The organism is Leeuwenhoekiella blandensis MED217, from assembly GCF_000152985.1.
Classification (GTDB): domain Bacteria; phylum Bacteroidota; class Bacteroidia; order Flavobacteriales; family Flavobacteriaceae; genus Leeuwenhoekiella; species Leeuwenhoekiella blandensis.
In genome coordinates, this window is record NZ_CH672395.1 from 3,462,699 (window position 1) to 3,475,763 (window position 13,065).

Genomic DNA, 13,065 nt, shown 5'->3' on the forward strand with positions numbered 1-13,065 from the left:
GAATTGAATGAACAAGCAAAAAAGCTAATAGAAACTCAAGAATTCGCAAAAGCAGTTCCGATTTTAAAACAAGCAGCGGAATTGGGAAATGCTGAATCTCAATATAATTTGGGTTATTGCTATAGAGCTGGTACTGGAATCGAACAAAATATTGAAAAAGGAATTTATTGGTTCTCAAAATCTGCTGAACAGGGATTTAATGATGGACTTTACCAAATGATGATGGCTTATGGAAATGGAGATGGAGTTAAACAAGACTATAACAAAGCTTTTGAATTTGGTTTAAAATGTGCTGAAAATGGAGACGGAACTTGTATGTGGAATGTGATTAATTGTTACTATTCTGGAATGGGAGTTGAAAAAAATATGGATAAAATGTTGGAATGGGCAACTCGTCTTGGAAAATTAGAAAATCCAGAAAATTTAACAAAAAGCGGATATATAACTTCTGTTCGTTTACAACTCGCACAAATGTATAGAGATGGAGGAGAATTGGAAAAAGACTTATTTAAAAGTTATCAATGGTTTTTGATATTTAATGAATTTAAAAAAGACTTCTCTTATATTAAACAACAACAGATTGTAAAAGAAATCGAAGAATTAGAAACGAAACTGACTTCAGACCAAAAGGCTAATGGACAGAAAGAAGCTGAAAAATTATTGGGTAGACCATTAAAAAATATGGAAAATCTATACAAAGCTGAATTATAAAAAACGTTTTACAACACCGTATATAATTTATTGCTAGTTCTAGCCTACTTACGAAAATCCTCGCGGATTTTCTATTCGGTTTTTATTTGCTAAATTAGGTACTTAAACCACGCAACAAACCATATACAAACACGTTAGCAAACATTTAAAATGAAAATACCGTACAAAAAGAAAAGAGATTTTATTAGTTTAATTTCAGCGATTCTGTGGGGAATCTACGCTGGATATGGATTTACGAAAGAATCACCTAACACTTTTGACTATTTAGCATTGATTTGTTCAGTAGGATACTTTTTATATTTCTTATTTGATAAAAAAATATATTATTTAACTATTCGCGATGGAATTATAAAAACTCGAAAAATATTCGGAAAGTCAATCCCTTTATCCAAAATAAAAAGAATCATTCTAAATGACAATAAATATATACTGATAACGGACAAATCAGAAATACAAATTGACACTAAAATAATCGACTCTGAAACTCTAAATAAATTCAACGCTGAATTGGAAAAATTGAATGTTGAATGGAATAAAAAAACGTTTGCCAACAATGTATAACCGCAATTACGGCGGATTCGACTACGTCCGAATCCACTCGGAATTGCTAAAACCTGTGCTAAACCGAAAATTAACGCTTACTAACCCGTAACTGACGGTTATACGAGACCGTCAGACTGTCTCAAAACTTAGGATATTTCATTTAAAAAGATTAATTTCATGAATGGAATATCAACAAGGACAACCCCGCGAGCAACTTACCCTGTACACCACCTGTTTAGACGATATGATCCCTCAAGATAATAGTGTTCGTCTGATCGATCAATTTGTAAACCTATTAGATCTTCAAGCGCTGGGCTTTCAATCCAAAGCCTCACAGGGCAGACCTCCCTATGATCCTGCAGATTTATTGAAGCTTTACATTTACGGCTATATGAACCGGATGCGCTCTTCCCGCATCTTAGAAAAAGAATGCCTGCGCAATATCGAGGTCATCTGGTTGATCAAAAACCTACAGCCTGATCATAATACTATTGCCCGATTTAGAAAAGACAACCCAAAGGCTATTAAGCGCGTGTTCCGCCAGAGCGTGCAACTCGCACGTAACTTCAACCTGATCGGGGCTACGCTCATCGCCGGTGATTCTACTAAGCTCAGAGCCCAAAACAGCAAGAAGAATAACTACAACAAAAAGAAGATACAGCGCCATCTGGATTACATTGATAAAAAACTCGAAGAACATAACCGGGAACTGGCTAATGCTGATGGAGATCACAAAGAAGAAGTACAACAGCAAATACACACCCGTAAAGCTCAACGTGTAAAATACCAGCAGATAAAAAACCAACTGGAGCAGGATACCTCTTCTCCCAATCCGCAACTATCGACCTCTGACCCTGACAGCAGACATCAAATTGTACGCGGGACCGTTACCGAAGTATGCTACACTGCACAAACCACCGTAGATGCTCAAAATAAAATCCTGATCGATTATAAACTCACCAACGCCAATGATAAAAAAGCAATGGGCGGTATGCTCGCCAGAGCTAAAACCATCTTACGCACAACCCACTTCACCGCCCTTTATGACAAAGGGTATCACACCGGAAGTGAGTTTCATACAGCAGATCATTTAGGCATTGCTACCTTGGTTGCCATACCTGCTATTGGAAGAAAAAGTCAGGCACCAAACCCCAGATACAACGCAGAGTATTTTAACTATAACTCAGATCCAGACACTTATACCTGTCCGCAGGGACATACACTAACTGTAAGCTTCCCCAGACTAGAACTGCTTAATCTTCCAAAACTGGTTTAAAATTATTGTTTTTCATTCTCTTGGGGCTAGCCCCAAGAGAATGGAGTTTTGCGTATTGCACTGGTGCTATTTTGCCCAGTGAGTCATGGGGACGATATTTATTGTAATCTTCCATCCATATTTGAGTTTGTTCCCTTACCTGATCAATGTTTTCAAAGATATATTTATCTAGGACACCTCTGCGATAGGAGCCATTAAAGCGTTCTACAAAAGCATTTTGAGTAGGTTTGCCTGGTTGTATGTATTTAAATTCAATTTCATGCATTTTACTCCATTCAGCAGTTAGGTTTGCTATGAATTCAGGACCATTGTCCATCCTGATCCTATTTGGCTTACCTCGTCGGTTAATTAGGTGATTAAGTACCCAGACTACCCGATTACTGGTTAAAGAAAAGTCTACTTCAATATGTAGTGCCTCTCGATTAAAATCGTCTATTACGTTAAAAGATCTAAAACGTCTCTTGTTTTCTAGGACATCGCTTACGAAATCAATACTCCAAGTATCATTCAATTCTTCAGGAATCTCCAAAGGCTCCTGTATACGCGCGGGCAGGCGCTTCTTTGCTTTTCTTCTTAAAGGAAGCCCTAAAGATACATACACCCTGTGTACCCGCTTATGATTCCAAGGCTTTCCTTCGTTACGGATACGCCAGTAGGCTTTCCAGAAACCCTCTTCTGAATGTTCTTCTGCTTTGTCTCTAAGAGCTTGTTCTATAGGAGTATCATCCTTGGGTAAAGGTTTGTAATAATAAACACTTTTACTCATATTAAGCACTCGGCACGCCCTACTGATGCCGTAGCGGATAAGTTCTTTAGCTATGGTGCGTTTACGGCAGGGCTTTAGAGCTTTTTTTCAATAATCTCTTTTGCCATTTGGTGGTCTAGTGCTAAAGAGGCATACATCTGCTTTAGACGGGCGTTTTCAGCTTCGAGCTCCTTAATACGCTTAAGTTCTTTGCTGCTCATACCAGCGTATTTAGAACGCCATTTATAAAAGGTAGAGGTACTGACACCGTATTCGCGGCTAATTTCTTCAACACTCTTACCGTTGTCGAACTCCTTTAAAATTTTTGCAATCTGTGTAGGTGTGAATTTGCTTCGTCTCATACTGTTTAAAATTAAGAATTATTACACTTCTAAACAGTTCGGTTTGAAGGGAAGCTTACATAACCTCTAACGGGACCCAGTACAAAGCACGTAACTACACTTTTAAACAATACAAAACCAAAGCCTGCAAGACCTGTGTGGTGCGGGAGAACTGTACCACTTCAAAAGTCAATGGAAAAGTAATACAGCGCAGTCAGTACACCCAGAACATTCAGGATAATGCCAAACGTATTGCTCAAAGCGGTGAACTCTACAAAAGGCGGCAAGCACTAGTTGAGCATCCTTACGGCACCATAAAGCGTCAATGGGGATTTAATCATATCTTGACCAAAAAAGGAATACAAGCTGCTTCAGCAGATTTAGGTCTTATGCTGCTAGCTTATAATCTTAAAAGACTGTTCAAGCTAAAAGTATCTCTTGAGGCAGCGATAAAACATAGTTTTTTAAGTGTTTTAAAGCTATTAGAGGGCTTAGAGAGGCTCAAACCTAAAGTATATCACCAAAATACCCAAAACACCTCATATGCAGTTTTTGTTGGATATCGCATACACTTCAACTACTTTTAAAACATAAAAAGGTAGTTTTGAGACAGACTGCCGTTAGGGTGCATTAGTGCAAATCCCAATGTATCAACTTACCTTTAAAGTCTTTATCAAACCAATCAAAAAAATCGTTGGTTCTCGTAAAACCATCATTTGCCGAAAGCATATCTACAGAAAAACTAGAAGATTTTAGTTTACAATCAAACCAAATAGCTTGTCCTAATAATTCATTATTCACAAACACATTTGCTGTAGTTTTTCTATCCTCATATTTGTATTTAACTTCAAAAGGTTCAATTAAAGTACAAACACCATCGGCAAATTGGTTATAGGCTTTTGTTCTTATGCCAGTAGCAAAATGTATTTTATTACCTACTTTCCAACGATTTTTTTTGTCCTCTCTAATAGTGTGTTTCTTACTACCAGCTTTTATCTTTTCTACAAATTGTTTTTTAAATCCTAGTACCATTTTTAAAATAACGCACCCTAACAAAGTATAAAAACAAAAGCCTGTTAAGGTGCTTAATTTTAAAGCTTTTGCGTGTTTATTAATACCATTTTGTTAACGCCAACAAAAAGGTCTATTTATGGCTTCAATTTTTATACAACACGTTGTAAGTAATGCGAAAATCCAGCCACACAAACAGCACATTTAGTTTTTCCCAACGCAAAACCCAACTCTGAAAAACTAAAAGAGCTGTGTCTTGCCAACGCTCGGGAAAATTCAATCGGAATTATTTGTTTGCAAGAATTTGACAGACTATATTTGACACTTATTGTCAAGTTAAAATCTTCAAATGGAAACAATCGGACAAATTTTACGAAACAAAAGACAAGAACTTGGATTACTATTAAGACAAGTATCTGCCTATGTCGATATTGACCAAGCCATTTTGAGCAAAATTGAGCGAAACGAACGAAAACCAACCAAAGAAATGTTGGAAAAACTCGCTGAAATTTTAGAGCTCGATAAGAATGAACTTTTAGTACAATATATCAGCGACAAAATTGCGTACGAAATAGCAGATGAAGACTGTGCAAGCAAAGCTCTAAAAGTTGCGGAAAAGAAAATCAAATATTTAAAATCACAACCAGTCCAGAACTAAATATGCGAACACTTACAAAAGATATTGAAAATACAAATGTGATTGAGGAACCTCAATTAGCTGTCAAATTTTATCCAAAAAAGAAAGAAAGCACAGAAAAAGATAAATCCACTCTAAATATGCTATCGCTTTTTTCGGGTTGTGGTGGAATGGACTTGGGTTTTGAGGGACAGTTTTCTGTTTTAAAATCTTCAGTTAATGAAATTTTAAGCCCTAACTTTATCGAAAAGGAACTTGAAAACAACTTTGTTGAGCTAAAGAAAACACGGTTTAAAACTGTTTTTGCGAATGATATTCTCAAAGACGCAAGAAACGCTTGGGTACATTACTTTGCTAAAAGAGGACACAACGCAGAGGATTTTCAAACGGACAGTATCGTGGATTTAGTTAAACTACACCAAAGTGGCACAAATGTATTTCCTAAAGATATTGACATTGTAACAGGTGGATTTCCTTGTCAAGACTTTAGCGTAGCAGGAAAAAGAAAAGGTTTCAACTCTCACAAAAACCACAAGGGAGAACTTAACACAAAAACTTGTGCCACAGAAGAAACCCGAGGGAAACTCTATATGTGGATGAAACAAGTAATTGAAATTACTCAACCTAAAATATTTGTTGCTGAAAACGTAAAAGGTTTAGTAAATCTCTCTAATGTTAAAGACATCATCCAAAGTGATTTTTCGAGTATTGGAGATAATGGATATTTGGGCGTTACCCTATCGGGTCGGGCTATCTGTTACAAGTCCTCGCTCGTTCCTCGCTGTGGGCTTTCCACTTCTATCCCTAACGCAGCTTAACAACATAAAAATGGATTTAGATTTAATACAAGATGCATTGGAAAGTAGTTTGTCATTATTAAATGATGAATTTGAGAGCATTGAACTTGATGAATTAAAAAAAGAGTACTTATTGACCATTCAAAAAATTGAAACGGCTTTAACTTCCTTAAAAGAAAATGGGTAGAAGACTTTGGACAAGGGAAGAGTTTATGCTTGTAATGAATTTGTATACCAAAATTCGTTATGGACAATTCAACAATAGAAATTCTGAAGTCATCAAATTAGCTGAACTAATTGGTAAAACACCAGGCGCTGTAGCTTATAAATTAGTTCATCTTTCCAGTCAAGACCCATATCACCAAAATCGAGGTATAAAAGGATTGGCAAATCCTGGCAAAAATGCAATTGAGATTTATAAAGAATTTCAAGATAATTGGGACGAAATGCTTTACCAAAGTGAAGTTCTTCTTGCTAAATACAAAAACAAAACTATCGAACAGGAATATTCAGGATGGGAAGATGCTGATTTGGATATTTTAAAGAGCAAAAAGGGTTTAGATAAAGAGAGATGGGTAAAAACACGAGTGAACCAGTCATTGTTCAGAAAAATAACCTTAAATAATTATTCCAATTCTTGTGCTATCTGTGGTCTCAATATTGACGGACTATTAGTAGCAAGTCATATTTTGAAGTGGTCTGAAAATCAAAATGAAAGGCTGAATCCTGAAAACGGTTTATGCCTTTCAAGTATTCACGATAAAGCCTTTGAGCTGGGTTATATTGGTATTACAGGAGATTATATAATTAAAATTTCAGAAGAATTAGCAACTGTTTCAGAAGAAACTTATGTTGCAATGTTTAGCAGGCATCAAAATCAAAAGATAATTATGCCTGATAAATTTTATCCAAATCCCACATTTTTGGATAGTCACTTTCAATCTACTTTCCGAAAGTAATTACACGCAAAGAAATCACCAGCTACAATAGAAAAGCTAAAAGGCAACAGGCTTGAACCTTACACAAGAGATGTAATGAGCGAGTTGGCAATCGGAACACCTTTCGAAAATTCAATCGAATTAATTGGTGGACAAAAGTTTCCAGATATTGTCGCTAAAAAATTCTATGGTATTGAGGTAAAATCTACAACTCAAAATCATTGGAAAACAACGGGAAATAGCGTAATGGAATCAACAAGAGTTGAAGATGTAGAGAGAATCTTTATGCTATTTGGCAAACTCGGCAAACCGATTGAATTTAAGTGTAGAGCATACGAAGAATGTTTATCGGAAGTTGTGGTAACTCATTCGCCACGATATTTAATCGATATGAACTTGGAAAAAGGCAAAACGATTTTTGACAAAATCAAAACACCTTATGATACGCTTCGCAAAAAGAAAAATCCAATTAAACCGATTACCGAATACTACAAAAGTAAACTAAAGCCAGGGCAAGATTTATGGTGGATTCAAGATACAGAACAGGCATCCAATCTTGTAATTGATATTTGGAACAATTTAAGTCGGACTGATAAACAACAAATCAAAAACCGAGCAATGGTTTGCTTTCCAGAAGTTTTTAGTAATCGTAGTGACAAATTTGCACGACTTATAATTTGGCTTGTAACCAGAGAATCTATTGTTTGTCCAAATGTGAGAGATTTATTTACAGCAGGTGGAAAAGATGACTATTTGATTAAAAACAAAACGTATAAAGATATCCCAAGAGTTTTCATTAAACTTTTTGATAACATCGATTCAGTTTTGGAAGTTTTGATAAACACATCATCACTTGAATTAGCTGAATATTGGGATATAAAAACAACCGAAAAGAAAAAAATTATGGATTGGATTGACTTAATTGCTTTTAACTCAAAGTCGGTTCAAGGAGCAAATCATTTGGATATAAAGAAAATGTTAACGGAATTAATACTCTGATGGAATTGCCATCGCTAAAAGCCATACACATTTACAGTCGCTCAATCCAGCGCATCACCAAAACTGTAAAAGAGTATGTCTTTGCGAACGCTGAAAACCAATCTGAATGGAAAAAGCACTACTTACAACATTGTATAAAAATAATAGCGGTTTAATCGCTAAAATGAAAGTGAAATATATAAACCAAAAGACAGTAACAAACCGAAAAGTAAGTGCGTAAAAGTCCGCTACTATTCTTATACGTTACCGTTACCATACATTTGAGAAAAACAGTTCTAATATTAATTTTTAGTCTTTTGATAAACTTTGTGATTTCACAGGAAATTCACTCTGAATATGTTTTCAAAAAAGAAAAAACTAAATCGGAAATTGGTAGCGGAATAAAATGGAATTATATCGATTCTGATAGTTTAGTGCTTTACGAAAACGGAACTTTTCATCGGACTAAATTCTACCATTATCACGAAATAATTTATTCGGAATTAAAAGGAGAATGGAAAATTAAAAATGACACTCTGATTCTGAATATAAAACTGGACTTGCAACAAAAAACTGGACTTTAAGTTGAGTGACTATGCTGCTAGTTTTTGATTATACATATCTATTTCAAATTCTTTAATAGTTCTGTTTCCTAAGTAGGAATGTCTTCTTCTGGTATTGTACCAGGTTTCTATCCACTGAAAGATAGATAACTCTGCCTGTGATTTAAGCTTGTATTTATGCCAATATACCCATTCTACTTTCAGAGATTTAAAAAAGGATTCAGCTACGGCATTGTCCCAGCAATTACCTTTTCTACTCATCGATTGTTTTACCAGGTCATTATAGCTTTTAAGTAGATTAGTAAATCTTTGGCTGGCATATTGGATACCTTGGTCTGAATGGAATATCAAAGGTTGTGTTAGTGTGGTATTTTTAATAGCCATCTGCCAAGCTTTTATAACAGTATCCTCAGTATTTAGGGTATCACTTAAAGCCCATCCTATAACTTTTCTATTGAATAGATCAATGATCACTGTTAGGTAACTCCAACCCTGATTGGTCTGAACATAGGTAATATCGCTTACCCATACTTGATTAGCCCTGGCTACATTAAAGCATTGGTTCAACAAGTTTGGTGCTATGGGATATTTATGGTTACTATCGGTGGTGGCTTTAAACTTACGCTTCCTCTTAGCGTATAAATAGTTTGCCTTCATTATACGGGCTACCCGAGGCTTTGATACCTTAAAGCCCAAAGCTTTCAATTCAGCCTTTATTCTAGGAGCTCCATAGCTTTGGTGACTATCTTCAAATATATCTTTGATTAATGAAGAGAGCTTCTGATTTTCTTTCCAAAGGGTGCTAGGACCAGATTTCAACCAGTGGTAATAACCGCTTTTACTCACGGCTAACATAGTGCACATCTTCTCAACAGGAAATTTCATACGATGCTGTTTTATGAACCTGTATTTTTCTTGTCGCTCGCGGAGAAGATGCCAATCGCCTTTTTTAAGATATCACGTTCTAATTCGGCTTCTTTGAGCTGTTTCTTTAAACGGGCTATCTCTTTTTGTTGATCGGTCATTTTAGGGTTACCACGGCCGGGAAAACTATTTTTACCATAATTCTTTTGCTCTTTACGCCACCGGTAAAGAACAGCAGGTAAGATATCCAGGTCCTCACAAACCTGTGCTACACTGCCTTTGGCGTAACTTAATTCTACTGCTTTTTGCTTAAACTCTAAAGTGTAATGTTTGGCTTTACGTCTCATGATTGCTAAGTTAACAACTTGCAATAATATTCATTCAACTCTATGTCCAGTCTAATGTAGTAATTCCAGAATTTGAAACGTGTGAAAAAATAAAAACGTATGGTAACAATGTATAACCGCAATTACGGCGGATTCGACTGCGTCCGAATCCACTCGGAATTGCTAACGCCAGTTTTTAACCGAAATTCATTAACTTTAATCCCGTAACTGACGGTTATACGAGACCGTCAGACTGTCTCAAAACTTAGGATATTTCATTTAAAAAGATTAATTTCATGAATGGAATATCAACAAGGACAACCCCGCGAGCAACTTACCCTGTACACCACCTGTTTAGACGATATGATCCCTCAAGATAATAGTGTTCGTCTGATCGATCAATTTGTAAACCTATTAGATCTTCAAGCGCTGGGCTTTCAATCCAAAGCCTCACAGGGCAGACCTCCCTATGATCCTGCAGATTTATTGAAGCTTTACATTTACGGCTATATGAACCGGATGCGCTCTTCCCGCATCTTAGAAAAAGAATGCCTGCGCAATATCGAGGTCATCTGGTTGATCAAAAACCTACAGCCTGATCATAATACTATTGCCCGATTTAGAAAAGACAACCCAAAGGCTATTAAGCGCGTGTTCCGCCAGAGCGTGCAACTCGCACGTAACTTCAACCTGATCGGGGCTACGCTCATCGCCGGTGATTCTACTAAGCTCAGAGCCCAAAACAGCAAGAAGAATAACTACAACAAAAAGAAGATACAGCGCCATCTGGATTACATTGATAAAAAACTCGAAGAACATAACCGGGAACTGGCTAATGCTGATGGAGATCACAAAGAAGAAGTACAACAGCAAATACACACCCGTAAAGCTCAACGTGTAAAATACCAGCAGATAAAAAACCAACTGGAGCAGGATACCTCTTCTCCCAATCCGCAACTATCGACCTCTGACCCTGACAGCAGACATCAAATTGTACGCGGGACCGTTACCGAAGTATGCTACACTGCACAAACCACCGTAGATGCTCAAAATAAAATCCTGATCGATTATAAACTCACCAACGCCAATGATAAAAAAGCAATGGGCGGTATGCTCGCCAGAGCTAAAACCATCTTACGCACAACCCACTTCACCGCCCTTTATGACAAAGGGTATCACACCGGAAGTGAGTTTCATACAGCAGATCATTTAGGCATTGCTACCTTGGTTGCCATACCTGCTATTGGAAGAAAAAGTCAGGCACCAAACCCCAGATACAACGCAGAGTATTTTAACTATAACTCAGATCCAGACACTTATACCTGTCCGCAGGGACATACACTAACCTCTAACGGGACCCAGTACAAAGCACGTAACTACACTTTTAAACAATACAAAACCAAAGCCTGCAAGACCTGTGTGGTGCGGGAGAACTGTACCACTTCAAAAGTCAATGGAAAAGTAATACAGCGCAGTCAGTACACCCAGAACATTCAGGATAATGCCAAACGTATTGCTCAAAGCGGTGAACTCTACAAAAGGCGGCAAGCACTAGTTGAGCATCCTTACGGCACCATAAAGCGTCAATGGGGATTTAATCATATCTTGACCAAAAAAGGAATACAAGCTGCTTCAGCAGATTTAGGTCTTATGCTGCTAGCTTATAATCTTAAAAGACTGTTCAAGCTAAAAGTATCTCTTGAGGCAGCGATAAAACATAGTTTTTTAAGTGTTTTAAAGCTATTAGAGGGCTTAGAGAGGCTCAAACCTAAAGTATATCACCAAAATACCCAAAACACCTCATATGCAGTTTTTGTTGGATATCGCATACACTTCAACTACTTTTAAAACATAAAAAGGTAGTTTTGAGACAGACTGCCGTTGCCTGCAATATGAAAAAACTGCTACTCATATTAATTTCGATTCTGATTTTTAGTTGTAAAACTGAAAAACAAAAAACGGAATTGGATAGTGGTTCAATTGAAAATCAAACGGACATAATTATTGACCCAATTGAATACCCTGCAAAGTTTAAATACGGCCTTGACAGTATTCCGAAAATAATATACTCGAATATGAATCTGACTGACGAAAAAGGAACAGTTTGGATTTCAATTAAAATAGATAGTACTGGAAATCTTGAGAAACCAAAAATAATGAAAAGTGAAAATGAAAAATTAAACTCGGAAGCTCTAAGATTGGCTGAATTAATCCCAAATGAATGGAGCCCAGCCGAATTAGGTGCTGAACGAATAAAAATTGCTTCGAAATATAATTTTCCAATAAAATTCGACGAAGCAGTAAAAATCTTATACTCGGAATGAAAAATAAAATACTGCAGGCAACAATGTATCCTATGAAAAGCCCTAGTCCAGTTCTTTAAAGTTAATATTTTATTTTTAATTACCTCATAATGTTGATTTTGGGGTGTTGAATCGTTGATAATTCCGATAGGATTATCAATCATTCAATACCTATATAACTTGCTCGGCATTACTGAAACAAGTTCAGCACAGGCTCTATATGTGATACGCGCATCTTAGCGGTTCACCAGTACTCGTTACACAATTCTATAATTTCTAATAAAGCCTATTCATTTAAATCTTAACGACATCACCTAAAAACCTTAAACACTTCATATGTAGTTTTTGTTGGATATCGCAGTGACTTCAACTACTTTTAAAACATAAACAGGTAGTTTTGAGACCCACTGCCGTTGTGCGTCATTTTAAAAACCAAATCGTGAAATTCATTAAACTGATTTTATTGCTTACTTTTTTAAGTTCGTGCTCAACAAATAAATCGGTTGTTGGCTTATATGGCAAATGTGAAAAAAGTTACACTGCTTGTTCTCAAATTGAACTGAAAGATGACAATACTTTCGAATATTACAATTCAAATGAGCTTGGAAAGGAAAAAATAACTACAGGGACTTGGACTAAAATTTCGATGGATACATTGAAATTAGTTTTTAAAGGAGAATTTAAAAATCAAGAAAACTTAAGCAAAATAGAAAATGATTCAATTATAGATTCGGATTTAATAATATCTCAAATACCATATCTCTCGGATGGTAAAGTCCTTATTGGAAAAAGAAACTTGAGTTTTAATATTGATAAGGGTTGGAGCAGATTTGTGTTAATAAAAACACGAATTAAAAACAAACGATGGAATTAAAAAAACGAACGCACAACGACGTGTTACACAAAAACGTTGTGTGCAATACCTGAAATGAAAATCGTTCAAACTACAATAATCACAATTCTATTGCTGTTTCTGACTATATTTTTGGCTGGAGGAGGCCACGGAACTTATATTCCTGCGAAACTGATTTA

At 36.2% G+C, this 13,065-nt stretch carries 13 protein-coding genes and 2 pseudogenes; 12 read left to right on the plus strand and 3 right to left on the minus strand.

Going from position 1 to position 13,065, the window contains the following annotated elements:
* Positions 1-3 precede the first annotated feature (3 nt).
* The 3 genes and pseudogenes from MED217_RS18850 to MED217_RS14770 form a co-directional block, all read left to right on the plus strand.
* The gene (locus MED217_RS18850; protein ID WP_230199279.1) at positions 4-711 is read left to right on the plus strand and encodes a tetratricopeptide repeat protein; all 708 of its coding nucleotides are present in this window, start codon (positions 4-6) and stop codon (positions 709-711) included.
* Positions 712-861: 150 nt separating this feature from the next.
* Positions 862-1,272, plus strand: coding sequence for a hypothetical protein (locus MED217_RS14765; RefSeq protein WP_009781352.1), 411 nt, complete (start codon positions 862-864; stop codon positions 1,270-1,272).
* A 163-nt stretch (positions 1,273-1,435) separates the two neighbouring features.
* Positions 1,436-2,482, plus strand: a pseudogene (locus MED217_RS14770) (transposase); the annotation flags it as partial.
* A gap of 25 nt (positions 2,483-2,507) precedes the next feature.
* On the opposite strand, the gene MED217_RS14775 reads toward MED217_RS14770, so the two are convergent.
* Positions 2,508-3,637 (minus strand): IS3-like element ISLbl2 family transposase gene (locus MED217_RS14775; RefSeq protein WP_088124387.1). Its coding sequence is split into 2 segments (ribosomal slippage): positions 2,508-3,376 and positions 3,376-3,637, totalling 1,131 coding nucleotides; the frame shifts between segments, so codons are not numbered across the junction.
* A 59-nt stretch (positions 3,638-3,696) separates the two neighbouring features.
* Here MED217_RS14775 and MED217_RS14785 point away from each other — a divergent pair.
* Positions 3,697-4,203: pseudogene (locus MED217_RS14785) on the plus strand (transposase); the annotation flags it as partial.
* Positions 4,204-4,246: 43 nt separating this feature from the next.
* Here the strand turns inward: MED217_RS14785 and MED217_RS14790 are convergent.
* A complete protein-coding gene (locus tag MED217_RS14790; RefSeq protein WP_040532923.1) occupies positions 4,247-4,648 on the minus strand; it encodes an ASCH domain-containing protein in 402 nt (133 codons plus the stop codon).
* A 328-nt stretch (positions 4,649-4,976) separates the two neighbouring features.
* Here MED217_RS14790 and MED217_RS14795 point away from each other — a divergent pair, with 328 nt between their 5' ends.
* From MED217_RS14795 to MED217_RS14810, 5 genes are all read left to right on the plus strand, one after another.
* Positions 4,977-5,285 (plus strand): helix-turn-helix domain-containing protein, encoded by a 309-nt coding sequence (locus tag MED217_RS14795; protein WP_009781356.1) that lies wholly within the window; start codon positions 4,977-4,979, stop codon positions 5,283-5,285.
* Positions 5,286-5,287: 2 nt separating this feature from the next.
* A complete protein-coding gene (locus MED217_RS14800) occupies positions 5,288-6,082 on the plus strand; it encodes a DNA cytosine methyltransferase (RefSeq protein ID WP_009781357.1) in 795 nt (264 codons plus the stop codon).
* A gap of 10 nt (positions 6,083-6,092) precedes the next feature.
* Entirely contained in the window at positions 6,093-6,248 is a 156-nt protein-coding gene (locus MED217_RS19055; protein WP_009781358.1) for a hypothetical protein, read from the plus strand.
* Positions 6,241-7,020 (plus strand): HNH endonuclease, encoded by a 780-nt coding sequence (locus MED217_RS14805; protein ID WP_009781359.1) that lies wholly within the window; start codon positions 6,241-6,243, stop codon positions 7,018-7,020. Before MED217_RS19055 ends, MED217_RS14805 begins: the two co-directional genes overlap by 8 nt.
* A 75-nt stretch (positions 7,021-7,095) precedes the next feature.
* Positions 7,096-7,998, plus strand: coding sequence for a hypothetical protein (locus MED217_RS14810; protein ID WP_009781360.1), 903 nt, complete (start codon positions 7,096-7,098; stop codon positions 7,996-7,998).
* Between the two features lie 572 nt (positions 7,999-8,570).
* Here the strand turns inward: MED217_RS14810 and MED217_RS14820 are convergent.
* Positions 8,571-9,775 (minus strand): IS3-like element ISLbl1 family transposase gene (locus MED217_RS14820; protein ID WP_154648898.1). Its coding sequence is split into 2 segments (ribosomal slippage): positions 8,571-9,496 and positions 9,496-9,775, totalling 1,206 coding nucleotides; the frame shifts between segments, so codons are not numbered across the junction.
* A gap of 255 nt (positions 9,776-10,030) precedes the next feature.
* Between MED217_RS14820 and MED217_RS14830 the strand changes: the two genes are divergently transcribed.
* From MED217_RS14830 to MED217_RS14840, 3 genes are all read left to right on the plus strand, one after another.
* Complete coding sequence (locus tag MED217_RS14830; protein ID WP_009780326.1) at positions 10,031-11,578, plus strand: IS1182 family transposase; 1,548 nt, start codon at positions 10,031-10,033, stop codon at positions 11,576-11,578.
* Between the two features lie 17 nt (positions 11,579-11,595).
* Entirely contained in the window at positions 11,596-12,054 is a 459-nt protein-coding gene (locus MED217_RS14835) for an energy transducer TonB (RefSeq protein ID WP_040532928.1), read from the plus strand.
* A 376-nt stretch (positions 12,055-12,430) separates the two neighbouring features.
* A complete protein-coding gene (locus MED217_RS14840; RefSeq protein WP_009781365.1) occupies positions 12,431-12,907 on the plus strand; it encodes a hypothetical protein in 477 nt (158 codons plus the stop codon).
* The last annotated feature ends 158 nt before the right edge of the window (positions 12,908-13,065 follow it).